This is a genomic window from Mesorhizobium sp. EU05-FHT14A09, from assembly GCF_058790995.1.
Map to the genome: position 1 here is coordinate 712,012 of NZ_JBYTDF010000002.1, position 15,360 is coordinate 727,371.

15 protein-coding genes and 1 riboswitch are annotated in these 15,360 nt (G+C 63.6%); of the genes, 8 read left to right on the top strand and 7 right to left on the bottom strand.

Annotated elements, in window-relative coordinates; genetic code table 11:
- Nucleotides 1–2 precede the first annotated feature (2 nt).
- The 5 genes from AC3WTO_RS10825 to AC3WTO_RS10845 all read right to left on the bottom strand — a co-directional run bounded on the left by AC3WTO_RS10825 (nucleotide 3) and on the right by AC3WTO_RS10845 (nucleotide 3,257).
- The gene (locus tag AC3WTO_RS10825) at nucleotides 3–398 is read right to left on the bottom strand and encodes a hypothetical protein (RefSeq protein ID WP_492460705.1); all 396 of its coding nucleotides are present in this window, start codon (nucleotides 396–398) and stop codon (nucleotides 3–5) included.
- Nucleotides 395–1,585 carry an NADH-quinone oxidoreductase subunit D gene (locus AC3WTO_RS10830; protein ID WP_448113027.1) on the bottom strand — a complete coding sequence of 397 codons (1,191 nt, stop codon included), beginning with the start codon at nucleotides 1,583–1,585 and terminating at the stop codon, nucleotides 395–397. The genes AC3WTO_RS10825 and AC3WTO_RS10830 overlap by 4 nt, the downstream gene beginning before the upstream one ends.
- A 125-nt stretch (nucleotides 1,586–1,710) precedes the next feature.
- A complete protein-coding gene (locus AC3WTO_RS10835) occupies nucleotides 1,711–2,313 on the bottom strand; it encodes an NADH-quinone oxidoreductase subunit C (protein WP_492460706.1) in 603 nt (200 codons plus the stop codon).
- A gap of 6 nt (nucleotides 2,314–2,319) precedes the next feature.
- Entirely contained in the window at nucleotides 2,320–2,901 is a 582-nt protein-coding gene (locus tag AC3WTO_RS10840; RefSeq protein ID WP_492460707.1) for a NuoB/complex I 20 kDa subunit family protein, read from the bottom strand.
- Entirely contained in the window at nucleotides 2,892–3,257 is a 366-nt protein-coding gene (locus AC3WTO_RS10845) for an NADH-quinone oxidoreductase subunit A (RefSeq protein WP_129414490.1), read from the bottom strand. The genes AC3WTO_RS10840 and AC3WTO_RS10845 overlap by 10 nt, the downstream gene beginning before the upstream one ends.
- A 330-nt stretch (nucleotides 3,258–3,587) precedes the next feature.
- Here AC3WTO_RS10845 and AC3WTO_RS10850 point away from each other — a divergent pair, with 330 nt between their 5' ends.
- Nucleotides 3,588–4,802, top strand: a complete 1,215-nt coding sequence (locus tag AC3WTO_RS10850) for a winged helix-turn-helix domain-containing protein (protein ID WP_492460708.1) — start codon at nucleotides 3,588–3,590, stop codon at nucleotides 4,800–4,802.
- Between the two features lie 54 nt (nucleotides 4,803–4,856).
- On the opposite strand, the gene AC3WTO_RS10855 is transcribed toward AC3WTO_RS10850, so the two are convergent.
- A complete protein-coding gene (locus AC3WTO_RS10855) occupies nucleotides 4,857–5,720 on the bottom strand; it encodes an alpha/beta fold hydrolase (RefSeq protein WP_492460709.1) in 864 nt (287 codons plus the stop codon).
- Nucleotides 5,721–5,907: 187 nt separating this feature from the next.
- Here AC3WTO_RS10855 and AC3WTO_RS10860 point away from each other — a divergent pair, with 187 nt between their 5' ends.
- Both AC3WTO_RS10860 and AC3WTO_RS10865 read left to right on the top strand, forming a co-directional pair.
- Nucleotides 5,908–6,375: a GNAT family N-acetyltransferase gene (locus tag AC3WTO_RS10860; RefSeq protein ID WP_492460710.1), complete on the top strand. Its 468-nt coding sequence runs from the start codon at nucleotides 5,908–5,910 to the stop codon at nucleotides 6,373–6,375.
- A gap of 26 nt (nucleotides 6,376–6,401) precedes the next feature.
- Complete coding sequence (locus AC3WTO_RS10865) at nucleotides 6,402–6,890, top strand: AAA family ATPase (protein ID WP_492460711.1); 489 nt, start codon at nucleotides 6,402–6,404, stop codon at nucleotides 6,888–6,890.
- Between the two features lie 49 nt (nucleotides 6,891–6,939).
- Here AC3WTO_RS10865 and AC3WTO_RS10870 read toward each other — a convergent pair whose 3' ends face one another.
- A complete protein-coding gene (locus tag AC3WTO_RS10870; protein ID WP_492460712.1) occupies nucleotides 6,940–7,833 on the bottom strand; it encodes an NmrA family NAD(P)-binding protein in 894 nt (297 codons plus the stop codon).
- A 107-nt stretch (nucleotides 7,834–7,940) separates the two neighbouring features.
- Here AC3WTO_RS10870 and AC3WTO_RS10875 point away from each other — a divergent pair, with 107 nt between their 5' ends.
- From AC3WTO_RS10875 to cobG, 5 genes are all read left to right on the top strand, one after another.
- Nucleotides 7,941–8,855: a LysR family transcriptional regulator gene (locus tag AC3WTO_RS10875; protein ID WP_492460713.1), complete on the top strand. Its 915-nt coding sequence runs from the start codon at nucleotides 7,941–7,943 to the stop codon at nucleotides 8,853–8,855.
- A gap of 59 nt (nucleotides 8,856–8,914) precedes the next feature.
- A riboswitch (cobalamin riboswitch) is annotated at nucleotides 8,915–9,118 on the top strand.
- A 34-nt stretch (nucleotides 9,119–9,152) separates the two neighbouring features.
- Nucleotides 9,153–9,584: a DUF1636 family protein gene (locus tag AC3WTO_RS10880; RefSeq protein WP_492460714.1), complete on the top strand. Its 432-nt coding sequence runs from the start codon at nucleotides 9,153–9,155 to the stop codon at nucleotides 9,582–9,584.
- Complete coding sequence (gene cobW, locus AC3WTO_RS10885) at nucleotides 9,581–10,618, top strand: cobalamin biosynthesis protein CobW (protein WP_492460715.1); 1,038 nt, start codon at nucleotides 9,581–9,583, stop codon at nucleotides 10,616–10,618. The genes AC3WTO_RS10880 and cobW overlap by 4 nt, the downstream gene beginning before the upstream one ends.
- A 3-nt stretch (nucleotides 10,619–10,621) precedes the next feature.
- Entirely contained in the window at nucleotides 10,622–14,032 is a 3,411-nt protein-coding gene (gene cobN, locus AC3WTO_RS10890; protein WP_492460716.1) for a cobaltochelatase subunit CobN, read from the top strand.
- Entirely contained in the window at nucleotides 14,029–15,360 is a 1,332-nt protein-coding gene (gene cobG, locus AC3WTO_RS10895; RefSeq protein WP_492460717.1) for a precorrin-3B synthase, read from the top strand. Before cobN ends, cobG begins: the two co-directional genes overlap by 4 nt.

Sequence of the window (15,360 nt, forward strand, 5' to 3'; positions counted from 1 at the left end):
GCCTATTGCTTACCTGTTTTCTGCTCGGACACGCGATAACACCTGCTGGCGCCGTCGTTGACACAAACATATTCTTCCGCGCCACGAACCATGCGCATGAATTTTCCGTAACGAACCGATACATCCGCCACGTCGCAGTCGCGCAGCGAGCCATATACCGAAGCCATGAATATGGGCTCGCCCCCGCTTCCCCAGCATTGCGGATCACCGTGAACAAATATCTCAGTATCCATGGCAGGAATTATCCGCCGTTCCATGATGAGATCGCCGACTGCAACCGGCAAGAACCCCTCGTCCACCAAGGCAGCAACAGACTCAGCGGAACCTTGTGCGCCCGCCAGTGACGGCAGGGCGAGCACCGCTGCAACGTTGACTGCCAGTAGCGCGCCAAGTCTCACCGATCCACCTCTCCGAACACGATGTCGAGGGAGCCGAGGATGGCGGTGACGTCGGCCAGCATGTGGCCGCGGCACAGGAAATCCATGGCCTGCAGATGCGCGAAACCAGGCGCGCGCAGCTTGCAGCGATAAGGCTTGTTGGTGCCGTCTGAGACCAGGAAAACGCCGAATTCGCCCTTCGGCGCTTCGACGGCGGCATAGACCTCGCCGGCCGGAACACGATACCCTTCGGTATACAGCTTGAAGTGATGGATGAGCGCTTCCATCGAACGCTTCATCTCTCCACGCTTCGGCGGCACCACCTTGCCGTCGATGTTCGACACCGGACCGGTGCTCTCCTTGCCGAGCAGCAGATCGACGCACTGGCGCATGATGCGTGCGGACTGACGCATCTCTTCCATGCGGATCAGATAACGATCGTAGCAGTCGCCGTTCTTGCCGATCGGAATGTCGAATTCCAGTTCGGAATAACACTCATAGGGCTGCGACTTGCGCAGGTCCCAGGCAGCGCCGGAACCGCGCACCATCACGCCCGAGAAGCCCCAGGCCCAGGCATCAGCCAGCGAAACGACGCCGATGTCGGCGTTGCGCTGCTTGAAGATGCGGTTGGGGGTGAGCAGCGCGTCGAGATCGTCGATCGACTTCAGGAACGGATCGATCCAGCGGCCGATGTCTTCGATCAGCTGCTTCGGCAGATCCTGATGCACGCCACCGGGACGGAAGTAAGCAGCATGCATGCGCGAACCGGAAGCGCGCTCATAGAACACCATCAGCTTTTCGCGCTCGATGAACCCCCAAAGCGGAGGGGTGAGCGCACCGACGTCCATGGCCTGCGTCGTCACATTGAGGATGTGCGACATGATGCGGCCGATCTCGGAATACAGCACGCGGATCAACTGGCCGCGCTTCGGCACCTCGATCCCGAGCAGCTTTTCCGCGGCAAGCGCGAAAGCATGCTCCTGGTTCATCGGGGCGCAATAGTCGAGCCGGTCGAGATAAGGCACAGCCTGGAGATAAGTCTTGTGCTCGATCAGCTTTTCAGTGCCGCGATGCAGCAAGCCGATATGCGGATCGACGCGATCGACCACCTCGCCGTCCAGCTCCAGCACGAGGCGCAGAACGCCATGCGCGGCCGGATGCTGCGGGCCGAAGTTGATATTGAAGTTGCGAACTGAGGTCTCAGCCATTTGATTTACAGACCTTGCTGCCTAGAGCGCCTTCACGAGCTGAGCCGCGATATACGCAGCGACACCGGCCAGAACCAGCCAGAGCACCTTGCGCATGATCGAGCCGCCAGCCGCTTCGCCGCCGGTCATTGCTTCGCCTTTTCATCGCCCGGCAGCACGTATTCCGTGCCTTCCCAGGGCGAGAGAAAATCAAAACTACGGAATTCCTGCTTCAACTCCACCGGCTCGTAGATCACGCGCTTGGCTTCGTCGTCGTAACGCACCTCGACGAAACCGGTGAGCGGGAAGTCCTTGCGCAGCGGGTGGCCGTCGAAACCGTAATCCGTCAGGATGCGACGCAGGTCCGGATGGCCGGAAAACAGCACGCCGTACAGATCGTAGGTCTCGCGCTCGAACCAGTCGGCACCTGGCCAGACACCGGTCACGGACGGAACCACCGTCTCCTCATCGGCATGCGCTTTGAGACGGATCCGCAGATTCTGCTTCGGTGACAACAGGTGATAGACGACATCAAAGCGCTGCGGCCGCGACGGATAGTCGGCACCGGACACGTCAATGATCGAGATGAACTGGCACTTGGCGTCGTCGCGCAGGAAGGTTGCCGCCTTGACCACATCCGCAGCACCAACCAGCACGGTCAATTCGCCATAGGCAAGAACGCTGTCGAGCACCGTGGCGCCGAGCTTGTCCTTGATATGGGCTGCAAGGTTGTTGAGAGCTTCACTCATGATCGCTTACCGTTCGATCGTGCCGGTGCGGCGTATCTTCTTCTGCAGAAGAAGCAGCCCATAGAGCAGCGCTTCAGCAGTCGGCGGACAGCCGGGAACATAGATGTCGACCGGCACGACGCGATCGCAGCCGCGCACCACCGAATAGGAATAGTGGTAATAGCCGCCGCCATTGGCACAGGAGCCCATCGAGATGACGTAGCGCGGCTCCGGCATCTGGTCGTAGACCTTGCGCAGTGCAGGCGCCATCTTGTTGGTCAGCGTGCCGGCGACGATCATCACATCCGACTGGCGCGGTGAAGCGCGCGGCGCGATGCCGAAGCGCTCGCTGTCATAGCGCGGCATGGCGCTGTGGATCATCTCAACCGCGCAGCAGGCCAGGCCGAAGGTCATGTACATCAGCGAGCCGGTGCGCGCCCAGGTGATCAGCGCCTCGCTCGAGGTGACCAGGAAGCCCTTGTCGGCAAGCTCGTTGTTGATGTCCAGAAAGAAGGGATCCTCCGAACCGATCGGCTTGCCGGTGTTCGGATCGAGAATGCCCTTCGGCTTTGGCGCGACGAGCGTGCCGGAACTGTCGCTCAATCCCATTCCAGCGCTCCTTTTTTCCACTCATAGGCAAAGCCGATGGTCAGCACGCCGAGGAACACCATCATTGACCAGAAGCCGAGCATGCCGATCTGACCGAAGGACACCGCCCACGGGAACAGGAAGGCCACTTCCAGATCGAAGATGATGAACAGGATCGACACCAGGTAGAAGCGGATGTCGAATTTCATGCGGGCATCGTCGAAGGAATTGAAACCGCACTCGTAGGCCGACAGCTTTTCCGGGTCCGGATTGCGGTAGGCGACCAGGAATGGTGCCACGATAAGGGCAAGGCCTACGACGAGCGCCACACCGATGAAGAGAACGATGGGCAGGTACGAACTGAGGAGTGCGTTCATGCTGCGACTTTCCGTTGGTGGCTTATCCACCTGATACAGCACAAGACCCCAGGGCGGAAGCACGTGGGTTCAACCGCTGAACCGATTTACGGGCCCATGCTGCAATGCGGCGACGGTTAGCGCAGCGCATTCGGCGAAGCAAGTCAAACCTTGTTCAAAATGCGACTGTGGACGCCTCTTCCAGCAAAACTGGTCCGATCAGCTCCCATTTGATTTCCTTCACTTTTTACTCCACTTTTCTCTCCTGACAGGATCGGCGGCCAAACCCTGCTAGCATGAGTGGAATCGCCGCCAGCATCGGCTCGTCGCAACAGTCAAAATGTCGTCAGGATGAAAGACAGGATCTCGCTCAAAACGGCTCGCCGCATCGCACTTGCAGCACAGGGCTTCGCCGACCCGCGACCAGTTGGCACACCCGACCGCCGCCACCTCGGGCGTGTGCTTTCGCGCACCGGCCTTCTGCAGATCGATTCCGTCAGCGCGGTGGTGCGCGCGCACTACATGCCGCTCTATTCGCGTCTCGGCCCCTACCCGATGTCCATGCTTGACGAGGCGATGACGCCGGGCCGCAAGCGCCAGCTGTTCGAGTACTGGGCACATGAGGCTTCGTTGCTGCCGGTCGAGACCTATCCCCTCATGCGCTGGCGCATGGAACGCGCCGGGCGCGGCGAGGAAATGTATCTGGGCCTCGCCAAGTGGGGCTGCCAGAACACGTCCATGATCGAGGAGATCTACCGGGAGGTCGAAGCACGCGGCCCCATCGCCGCTTCCGAAATCGAAGGCCACAAGGGCAATGGCGGCTGGTGGGGCTGGAGCACCGCTAAGCATGCCTTCGAGTGGTTGTTCTGGGCCGGGCGCATCACCACCCATTCACGCCGAGGTTTCGAGCGTCTCTATGACCTGCCGGAACGCGTGCTGCCGCAGGCCGTGCGCGACATGCCTGTCCCCTCGCCCGAGGACGCGCACCGCGAATTGCTGCGCCTGTCGGCGCGAGCGCATGGGGTGGCGACCTATTCCTGTCTGCGCGACTACTTCCGGCTCGCGCCGCATGACACCAAGGGACGGCTGGAAGAACTGGTCGAAGACGGTGAATTGATCCCCGTCCGCGTCGAAGGCTGGGACAAACCCGCCTATCTCCACAAGGACGCACGCCAGCCACGCAAGGTCGAAGCGCGCGCCCTGCTCGCCCCCTTCGATCCGCTGGTGTTCGAGCGCAGCCGCGCCGAGAACCTGTTCGATTTCCGCTACCGCATCGAGATCTACACGCCCGCCGACAAGCGACAGTACGGCTACTACGTGTTGCCCTTCCTCTATGATGAGAAGATCGTGGCGCGTATCGACCTCAAGGCCGACCGGCCAGCCAGCGTGCTGCGCGTGCATGCCGCCTATGCTGAGCCGATAGCACCGCCGGAAACCGCAGCCGAACTGTTCGAGGAGTTGAAATTGATGCAGGCCTGGCTCGGCCTCGAACGCATCGAAATCACGCCTGCCGGCGATCTCGGTCCGGCGCTCGCCAATGTCGCCGACGCGGTGAAAGCCGCCTGACAAACGCAAAGGAGGCGCTAGTAGCGCCTCCTTCTCCGTCAGGCTCTGTCCCGTTTACTGGAACATGCCCTTGGGTGTTTCGCCCTTCAGGAATGGTTCCATGAAGGCTGAGAGCAGCGCCGGCTGAGTGATGACGGCCGTGTGCGAGGTTGCCGGCATGACAGCCAGGCGCGACCCGGCGAGCGGCTTGCCCATATCGCCCATGGCGCCACCGCCAAGCAGCCGGAACAGTGCAACCGAATGCTCGAGCGTCGCCACGTCGGCATCGCCGCTGATGATCAGCACGGGCATCTTCAGCGCTTTCACATCGGCTTCCCACGCCATCGGTTCCTTCTCGAGCTGGATCAGCTTGGCGACCAGCGCCGGAAAACCGTCCGGGTTGGCGGCAAGCTTCTTGTATTCGGCAGCAAAAGGCATGTTGACGAACATCTCGACGTTCATCTGCGGGATGAAGGCGGTGAATTCGGGCTGCCAGCCCTTGGCGTCATAAGCGGCCGACGCGGCAACCAGCTTGTTGACTTTTTCGGGATGGCGGATGGCCAGTTGCAGGCCTGCGGCTGCACCCATCGAATAGCCGAACACATCGGCTTTCTTAAGACCCACCTTGTCCATGAAGCCGGCAACATCATCAGCGAGATTGGGGTAGGTGATCGGCCGGTCGATGTCGGTTGTGCGGCCGTGTCCCTGGAATTCCAGTGCATAGACCTTGTGGGTCTTGGCCAGTGTCGGGATGATCTCTCCCATCGACGGAATGTTCATGTAGGCGCCGTGCAGGACGACCAGCGGCTCGCCCTCGCCCGAAACCTCGTAATACACTTTCATGCCATTGACCTCGACGCGGTCTCCGACGGGTGCGGACCCGGCAAACGCCGGGCTGGCGAGGAGAAAGGCAGCGGCAACTAACAATGCGCGGAACATGAGGTTCTCCGTTGGTTGTCTCATGCGTTTTCGGTAACGCTGACGATAAGACGAAGCAGTGTTTCGCATTCCGACATGGCCAGGGAAAAATTTCTTCTGGCGGCTGGCTACGGGTCACACGCCAGTGGCATCGTCGCCATCTCCTGCTATCTCAGCCGCCGCGCGCAACAGACCGAAAGCCTTCCCCATGCAGCATGAACCCGTCCCGCAATTTCGAACTGCAACCACGGCGGATGCGGCCTTGATCCGCGACATCATGCATGCGGCTTACGCGAAATGGATTCCGGTGATCGGACGTGAGCCGAGCCCGATGAAAGCCAACTACGAAGAGGCACTGAGGAAACATCAGTTCACGCTGCTGTATCTGGGAGCGGACATCGCCGGGCTCATCGAGACCAGACTGGAAGACGATCATCTGTGGATCGAGAATGTCTGTGTGCTGCCCGCCTATCAGGGCAGAAGTCTCGGCAAGCTGCTGCTCCGCCATGCCGAACACATGGCGCAGCAGGCCGGTCGCGCCGAAGTCCATCTGGACACCAACATCGCCTTCGAGGCCAATGTCGCTCTCTATGAGCGACTGGGATACGTCATCAGCCAGCAGGAATCGCAAAGCGACGTCATCTACATGCGCAAACCTCTGGCACTCGGCCTCTGAGCCGACCCGCAATCCGAGGGTCCCGTATGAAACGCGTTCTGATCACCGGCATGTCCGGAACCGGCAAGTCGGCAACGATCCGGGCTCTCGCCGCCCGCGGCTACGCGGCCTACGACCTCGATACGCCGGACTGGTCGCATTGGATCGACGCTGCTCTCGACGACGCGCTGACACCCGGGGATGGCAAGGACTGGGTCTGGCAGTTGGACAAGGTGCGGGGGCTGCTTTCCGAACCCCGCGACAGCGTGCTTTTCATCAGCGGCTGCGCCGAAAACATGGAGGAGCTTTTCCCGCTGATCGACAGTATCGTGCTGCTCTCGGTCCCGATCGATACGATCATGCGACGGGTTTCGGCACGCGCAACCGGCGGCTATGGCCATGCCGGCGAAGAACGCCGCAAGATTGCCGAACTGGTCGAAATGATCGAGCCCCTGCTTCGGGACTCCGCTGACCACGAGATCGATTCGAGTGGTCCGGTCGAGGCTACGGTCGACCGAATCCTGCAACTGGTATGACGGCCGCTGCGGCCGTCATTTCGGTCAGCCTGTCGCTGACGCAGACCAATCAAGCCCACGGCGATGGGTGTGGCTCCGCGCGGGAAAGCTCTTCGAAATACTGCCGCAACGTGCGCGGCTCCCGCCCGAGAATGGCCCGCAGGGTCAGGCTGTTTCCGGCAGACCCGAATTCCGTGTAGGACGCGAACACACGCGCCAGCTGCGCCAGCGACGCGCCCTTGAAAGGCGGCTTGGCGATTTCTGCCCACTCTTCGAAGCTGAGCTGCAGCGGCTCGACCGTCCGTCCAAGCACGGCGCTCATGAGGGCGGTGATCTCGACACGATTATACATGCCATCGGCAGCCAGCTCGAAGGAGCCACAGGCGAGCCGGTCACCCGTCAACGCCTCGGCAGCCACTTCGGCGACATCACGATAGTCGACACGGGCCAGCCGCACGGTATTGGAGAATGGCTCGGCGAAGACGCCGTTCTGGATGACCGCCGGCCAGGCCGGCGCAATGTTCTGGAACAGCGTTGCCGGGTAAAGAATGGTGTAGTCGAGATTGGAGCGCAGCAATGCCTCTTCGACCGATAGCTTGCTGGCATGATTGGCGAGCCCGTTGGCCGGATGAATGACCGACGAGAATACGAATTTGCCAACCCCTGCCCGTTTCGCTGCATCGATCATGGCGATACCGAGTGCTGGTTCGTCCGCCACGAAAGGCGGACCGACATGGTAGACCGCGTCCACACCGGGCAGCGCGAGGTCGAGGCTGTCGGCGTCACGCAGGTCTCCCTTCGCGACTTCCGAGGCGCCATTGTCTCGCGCCGCCTGCCCGGCGGCTTCGGTGCGCGCCAGCGCCCGCACGATGACACCCCGACGGGCAAGCTCCGCAGCGACGTAACCACCGCTGCGGCCGGAGGCGCCGACCACGAGCACGGTTTTCCTGTTCATGTCAGACATCGGTTTTCCTTTCTTGGCGAACTCCATGCCCGGAACATCGGTCTCCCACTTATCGATTGGTAGACGATCGATCCGTGATACGGTCTCCCGGAAATCGGAAAAACACCATGGATCGGTTTGGTGACGTCGAAGCCTTCCTGGCCATCGTCGAACGCGGCAATCTTTCGGCCGCCGCGCGACATCTCGGCCGCTCTCTCCAGGCGATCAGCCGCTCGCTGGCGGCTCTCGAAAAGAGTGTCGGCGTCGAACTCGTGCGCCGCACCACCCACAGGGCCCAGCCCACCGAGGCGGGATATGACTTCTACCGCCGGGTGAAGCCAGCACTTCAGGAAATCGCTGAGGCGAAGGTGGAAGCCGGCGATCGCAGCGCAGAGCCTTCCGGGCTGCTCAGGATCGGTGGACCAGAGCTGTTCGGGCCACGCTATCTCATCCCTGTCGTCGCCCGTTTCATGGAGTTGCACCCCAAGCTGGAGGTCGAACTCAGCCTGTCTAACCGCTTCGTCGATCTTGCCCAGGAAGGGATCGACCTTGCCATCCGCATCGGCGAATTGCCCGATTCCGACTTGAAGGCACGCCGGCTCGGCGCCATGCGCCGCGTCGTCTTCGGCGCACCGTCCTATTTCGGCAAACATGGCCGGCCCCGCCATCCGAGCGAACTGGCAGAACATCCATGCGTTTTCCGCAACACCGATCGCGATGCCGGCGCCTGGCAATTCCTGGACAGCAGCAAGCCGCTGACCGTCAAAGTGAACGGCCGGCTGCATCTCGACAACGCAGCCGCCAGCCATGCGGCGGTCGCGACCGGCCTGGGTATCGGGCGCGTGCCACTCTGGCAGATCCAGGATCTCGTCGACAGCGGCGCGGTCGAAGTGATCCTGGAGAATTTCGAACAACCAGCGGTCCCGGTCCACATCGTCTGGCCGGCAGCCCGGCTGCCACTGGCCAAAACCCGGCTTTTCATCGATTTCCTGGCAGCCAACCTGCACATCGAACCTCGCAGCCGGGATTGCGTCACGGTTTGAGCAACAGAGTTGCGACGTGATCCGCCGTAACCACGCGTTGACAGCGTGACCTGCCCAAGCCTAAATCCGGCAAAGACGGTCTCCTCCCTTCACCAGGAGGAGCGAAGAGGGAATGCGGTGCGGGGCAACAGCCTCAACTCCGCGGCTGTCCCCGCAACTGTGAGCGGCGAGCCAAGGCCGATAGCCACTGGGAAATGCCCGGGAAGGCGGCACCAAGGCACCGACCCGCGAGCCAGGAGACCTGCCGTCTCAACAGAACCCCAACGCCTGGCGGGTGTCCCGGGCAAGGAGCCTGATTTGGATCGCGACGGCAGTTTTTCAGCTGAGACGGAGAGTGTGACAGCGGCTATTGGGACCGCCCCGGTCACTGTCATCGTCTGCTCGTCCTGCCGTGACGAGAATGGCTCCGATAGCCATCCCCGCGCCGGCGCGCGGCTGGCCGAAGCCACCCGCGCCGCCGCTGACGATCGCCAGACCATCGATGTCCGCACCGTCGAGTGCCTCGGTAACTGCAAGCGCCGGCTTTCGGCCGCACTGCTGCGCGACGGCTGCTGGAGTTATGTCTTCGGTGACCTGACCATCGACTCGGGTTCCGATCTCGTCACCGGAGCGGAACTTTTCGCAACATCGCAGGATGGCCTGATCCCATGGCGGGGCCGTCCCGATTCGCTCAAGCGCGGCCTCGTCGCGCGCATCCCTCCCCTTGCAATACTGAAGGACCAGACATGACCGCCTCCGTTTCCCGCGTGCCTTGCACCGTCGTCACCGGCTTCCTCGGCGCCGGCAAGACGACACTCATCCGCAACATCCTCGAAAACGCAAAGGGCAAGCGGCTGGCGCTGATCGTCAATGAATTCGGCGATGTCGGTGTCGACGGCGAGATCCTCAAAGGCTGCGGCGTCGACAGCTGTCCGGAAGAAAACATCGTTGAACTCGCCAATGGCTGCATCTGCTGCACGGTCGCCGACGATTTCGTGCCGGCGCTCGACCAGATCCTTGCACGCACACCGAAGGTTGATCACATCCTGATCGAAACTTCCGGCCTCGCGCTGCCAAAGCCGCTCGTGCAGGCCTTCCAATGGCCGAGCGTGAAGAACCGCGTCACCGTTGACGGCGTCGTCGCCGTGGTCGACGGCCCCGCGCTGGCCGAAGGTCGCGTCGCCTCCGACATGGATGCGCTGGCCGCTCAGCGCGCCGCAGACGACTCACTCGACCATGACGACCCGGTCGAAGAAGTGTTCGAAGACCAGGTTGCCTGCGCCGACCTGATCATCCTGTCCAAGAACGACCTGCTGGACGAGGCAGGTGCTGCACGCGCCAACGCCGTGCTCAGCGAGCACATCTCACGCGCGGTCAAGGTGGTGCCGACGGCTCAGGGCAAGGTCGATCCCTCTGTGCTGCTTGGGCTCGGCCTCGCCGTCGAAGACGATATAGAGAACCGCAAGAGCCATCATGACGGCATGGGCGACCACGAGCATGATGACTTCGACACGTTCGTGGTCGAGATTCCTGCCGTCGCCAATCCGGAAGATCTCGCCCGGCGTGTCGCGGAAGCGGCAGACAAGGAAAACGTGCTGCGTGTGAAGGGGTTCGTCGAAGTCGACGCCAAGCCGATGCGGCTTCTGCTGCAGGCGGTTGGACCGCGCGTGAACCACTATTATGATCGCGCCTGGACGGCCGAAGACGACCGCCGATCGCGGCTGGTGGTGATCGGGCTGAAGGGCCTCGACCGCCCGGCCATCGAGAAGATCCTGGTAGGATAAACGTTGCACATACTGACCACCACCTCCGCCTCGCTCGACGATATCGCCGAGCCGGTCGACCTGCGCCAGCAGCCGGCGGAGATGGTGGCGCTGTCTTTCACCGACAGCGATCTGGCCGGATTGGCGTCCGCCTGGCAGGCGGATGCCGGCAGCCTGCCCTCGATGCGGCTGGCAGCGCTTCGCGACCTTCGCCATCCCATGTCGGTCGATCTCTGGATCGACAGCGTCGCACAGCATGCCAAGGTGATCCTGGTGCGTATCCTCGGCGGCTACGACTGGTGGCGCTACGGTTGCGACCAGCTTGCCGCGACTGCCCGCGCCAAAGGCATCAAGCTCGCGCTGCTGCCCGGCGAGTCCCACGACGAGGATCCGCGCCTCACCGAAGCTTCCACCCTGCCTGCGGACGAGCTTGCCGCCCTGCTCGCCTATTTTCGTCAGGGCGGGCCGGCCAACATGACGGCACTGGTCCAACGCCTCGCCGGACATTGCGGCCGCAATGTCGCCGTGAGCCAACCGGTCGAAGTGCCCAAGGCCGGATTTTACGTCTCGGCCTCCAACCCCCTCCCTCTCACCGCAGTCTCCCCCTTAACGGGGGAGATTGTCGGTAGGCTGGAGGGGTTTCGGATCCGGCACAACGGAGGCGACCATAAATTCGCTCCCGTCGTACCAATAATCTTCTACCGTTCGATGCTGCTGGCGGCCGATGTGGCACCGATAGACGCCTTATGTGACGCACTCTACCGCCAAAATCTCGCTCCGGTGCCGATCTTCGTCTCTTCATTGAAGGACCAAAACGCCGTTGCGTTTGTTGAAGCGGCATTCAGGATGCTCAATCCTGCCGCCATCGTTACCGCCACTGCGTTTGCGTCCAGCGCAGAGCCAGGCGCCGAGACCCTGTTCGACCGCGCCGGCGTGCCGGTGTTCCAGGTCATCGTCGCCACCACACGGCGCGATGCGTGGGAGACCAACCAGCGCGGCCTGGCCCCGGCCGATCTCGCCATGCATGTCGTGCTGCCGGAGCTGGATGGCCGCATCTTGGCCGGCGCCATTTCCTTCAAGGCCGAACTGGAGGCGGACACCGCACTCGCCTTTCGTGCTTTCGCCAACAGACCGGAGCCCGATCGTGTCGAGCGTGTCGCCGACCGTATCGCAGCGCATATAAGGCTCCAGCAGGCGGCCCCGGCCGAACGGCGTCTTGTCATCCTTGTTCCCGACTATCCGAGTGCGCCAGGCCGTACCGGTTACGCCGTCGGTCTCGACGTACCCTCCTCCGTGCTCGCCATGCTGCACGACCTTAACGATGCCGGCTATTTCGTTGAGAAGATTCCTGAATCCCCACGCCGGCTGCTCGACCTTCTGGGACAGGCAGGCCAGCGCCTGGCGGCCGACGACTACGCTGCGCTTTCCAGTGACCTGCCGGCAGATGCGCGCCAGACCGTATCCGACGCCTGGGGCGAAGCCGGCGGATCCCCTTTCCCGTTCCGCGCAGCGACCTTCGGCAATGTCACCGTGGCGCTGGCACCCGATCGTGGCCGCTCCGCGGACCGTCGCGCCGACTATCACGATCCGACGCTGCCGCCGCGTCACGAACTGGTTGCCTTCGGCCTGTGGCTGCAGAAATCACTCGGCGCACACGCGATCATTCATGTCGGAGCGCATGGCACGCTGGAGTGGCTACCCGGCAAGACCGTCGCCCTCGGCCCGAATTGCTTTCCAGAAATCGTCACCGGCGGACTGCCGGTGATCTACCCGTTCATCGTTTCCAATCCCGGCGAAGCTGCGCAAGCCAAGCGCCGCGTCGCGGCGGTCACACTCGGTCATCTGCCGCCGCCGTTGACCGGTGCCGGCCTGGACGATCACCAGCAGGAGCTCGAACGGCTGGTTGATGAATACGCCCAGGCCGACGGGCTCGACCGCCGCCGCCGCGACCGGTTGGCCAGGCTGATCGTCGAAACGGCCGCAAAAACCGGCCTCGCAGCGGAGGCCGGCGTCGCCAAGACCGATGCGCCCGATGAAGCGCTGCGCCGCATCGACGCCTGGCTGTGTGACCTCAAGGACTTCGCGGTCAAGGACGGGCTGCACGTCTATGGCCGCTCCGAGGACGGCGAAACCGACGCATTGCGCCTGCAAAGCGCAACCAACGAAAAGGCGGCGCTGCTCGCGGCCCTCGATGGCCGCCATGTCGCCGCCGGCCCGGCGGGTGCGCCTGCCCGCGGCCGCATAGACGTCCTGCCCACCGGCCGCAACCTGTTCACCGCCGACCCGCGGACCATGCCGACGCCGACCGCCTTCGATCTCGGCAAGGCGGCCGCCGACGAGATCGTGGTCAGCTACATGCAGGGTCATGGCGACTGGCCGCGCGCCCTGGTCATCGACCTGTGGGGGTCTGCCTCCCTGCGCACCGGGGGCGAGGAGATCGCGCAGGGCCTGGCGCTGATGGGCTGCCGCCCGCAGTGGGACGCCGCCACCGGTCGCGTCACCGGGATCGAAGTGTTGCCACCGGCCACGCTCGGACGGCCACGTGTCGACGTCACCTGGCGTATTTCCGGCCTGTTCCGCGACATGTTCCCCACCCAGATCGCCCTGATCGACGCTGCGGCACGCGCGGTGGCGCAGCGCGATGAGGACGATAGCGAAAACCCGCTTGCCGCGGCGACACGCGCGGCAGGTCGGGTCGAGCCGCGCATCTTCGGCTCCTCGCCTGGCACCTACGGTGCCGGGCTGGAGGCGATGCTTGCCGGCGGAGAATGGGAAAGCCGCGAGGAACTCGGTCGAGCCTATCTGGAAGCCGCCTCGCACGCCTATGGCGGCGCCGAAGGCGAAGGTTCTGCCGCGCCGGGGGCATTTGCCGGTCGCATCGCGGAAGCCGACCTGCTTGTGCATACCGGCGATGACCCCGGCCGCGACATCCTTGAAGGCTCCGCCGATGTCGCGTTCATCGGCGGCTTCTCCGCTGCCGTCGCAGCGCTCGGCAAGAGCGCGGACGTCATCGTCCTCGACACCACGGATCCCGCCAAACCCAGGCCGCGCTCGGTGTCGGAAGCCGTTACCCGTGTGGTGCGGGCCCGCGCCATCAACCGCCGGTTCATCGAGGGCCAGATGCGGCACGGACCGCGCGGCGCCTCGGAATTCGCTGAAACGGTCGACCGCCTGATCGGCTTTGCCGAGACGACGCAGGCCATCGCCGGCAACCTGATCGGCGCCGTGCACGACGCCTATCTCGGGGACGATGCGGTGCGGGCATTCCTGCTGGCCGAAAACCCGCAAGCCGCCAGCTTCATCGCCGAGCGCTTCCAGTCGGCCCGACGGCGGGGACTGTGGCACCCGCTGCGCAATTCGGTCGACGACGATCTGGCCGCCCTGATCGCCGAAGCCCGGGGCAATGCGCCGAAGGGAGCGGAGGCGGCGGAATGAACGCCTTCCAGCGCCGCGGCGCCTGCCCCGCTCTGTCGACGCCGATGCAGACCGGCGACGGGCTGCTGGTGCGGCTCAACCCTGTTGCTGGAGGACTTTCTCCCAAGGCACTGATCGGACTCTCGGAATCCGCCACGCGGCACGGCAACGGCATCATGGAAGTCACCGCGCGCGGCTCCATCCAGATCCGTGGCCTGACTGCTGCAAGCGCCGGAAAACTCGCAGCCGATGTGAATGCACTGGACATCGCCGTGCGAACGGGCGTTCCGGTCGAGACCGGCCCCTTGGCTGGGCTGGATGTGCAGGAGATTGCCGATCCACGCCCGCTCGCGGAAGCTCTGCGCAAGGCGATCCAAAAAACCGACCTGGCCGAAAGGCTCGGCCCGAAAGTCTCTGTTGTCGTCGACGGCGGCGGTGCCATCGGCCTGGACGCTATTCTGGCCGACATCCGGCTCGTCGCGACGCGGAACGACAGCAAAGCGAGATGGCATCTTGCCATTGGCGGCACCGCGGCCACCGCACGGCCGCTGGCTTTGCTGGATGACGCAGACGCATGCGATAGGGTTCTGACGATCCTTCAGGCCATTGCCGCCATCGGGCAGGAAGGCCGTGCACGCGACTTGGGCGCCGCATTCCTGCCCGCCGAAGGCGTTGCACCGGCACATCAGCAAAGCCGTCGAAGCGATTCTGCCCCCACCGGAATCCTTGCCCTGACCAACGACGCCCACGCCGTCGGCTTCGCCCTGCCCTTCGGCTCGATGCCTGCGGAAACGATCGCAAAACTCTGCCTGGAAGCACATGCACGCGGCGCTGACGAAATCCGCCCTGCGCCGCGACGCACCCTGCTGTTCCTGAGGCTTGGCGAACAAGATCGTGTCGGTTTGCAGCAGGCCGCCAATCGACTCGGCTTCGTGACCGAAGCAGGCGATCCGCGCCTGCATATCGCGGCTTGCCCGGGCGAGCCCGCCTGCGCCTCCGGCCGGATCGTGACGCGCGAGATCGCCGAAACGGTTGCGTCCAATCACGCCGCTCTGCTCGACGGCTCTTTCACCTTGCATGTTTCCGGCTGCGCCAAGGGCTGCGCCCACCCGGCGACGGCAGCGCTTACGCTGGTCGGCGGCGAAAACGGAGCCGGACTTGTCGTGGACGGGACGGCGAAGGCTCTTCCGCACCGATACAGCCCGCGATATGAAGCCGCACGCGGCCTTGGCCGCGTCGCCGCGCTGGCCGGCAGCACCAGGCACGGCAATGAAACCGTGGCCGCCTGCCTCGCCCGGCTGGGTGACGCGGCGATCACCGACGCCTTCGCGAGATTGGGTACGGATTGA

Coding starts and splice junctions, on each gene's coding strand:
- AC3WTO_RS10830 (WP_448113027.1), bottom strand. CDS start 1,585: ATGGCTGAGACCTCAGTTCGCAACTTCAATATCAACTTCGGCCCGCAG.
- AC3WTO_RS10835 (WP_492460706.1), bottom strand. CDS start 2,313: ATGAGTGAAGCTCTCAACAACCTTGCAGCCCATATCAAGGACAAGCTC.
- AC3WTO_RS10840 (WP_492460707.1), bottom strand. CDS start 2,901: ATGGGATTGAGCGACAGTTCCGGCACGCTCGTCGCGCCAAAGCCGAAG.
- AC3WTO_RS10845 (WP_129414490.1), bottom strand. CDS start 3,257: ATGAACGCACTCCTCAGTTCGTACCTGCCCATCGTTCTCTTCATCGGT.
- AC3WTO_RS10850 (WP_492460708.1), top strand. CDS start 3,588: ATGAAAGACAGGATCTCGCTCAAAACGGCTCGCCGCATCGCACTTGCA.
- AC3WTO_RS10855 (WP_492460709.1), bottom strand. CDS start 5,720: ATGTTCCGCGCATTGTTAGTTGCCGCTGCCTTTCTCCTCGCCAGCCCG.
- AC3WTO_RS10860 (WP_492460710.1), top strand. CDS start 5,908: ATGCAGCATGAACCCGTCCCGCAATTTCGAACTGCAACCACGGCGGAT.
- AC3WTO_RS10865 (WP_492460711.1), top strand. CDS start 6,402: ATGAAACGCGTTCTGATCACCGGCATGTCCGGAACCGGCAAGTCGGCA.
- AC3WTO_RS10870 (WP_492460712.1), bottom strand. CDS start 7,833: ATGTCTGACATGAACAGGAAAACCGTGCTCGTGGTCGGCGCCTCCGGC.
- AC3WTO_RS10875 (WP_492460713.1), top strand. CDS start 7,941: ATGGATCGGTTTGGTGACGTCGAAGCCTTCCTGGCCATCGTCGAACGC.
- cobW (WP_492460715.1), top strand. CDS start 9,581: ATGACCGCCTCCGTTTCCCGCGTGCCTTGCACCGTCGTCACCGGCTTC.
- cobG (WP_492460717.1), top strand. CDS start 14,029: ATGAACGCCTTCCAGCGCCGCGGCGCCTGCCCCGCTCTGTCGACGCCG.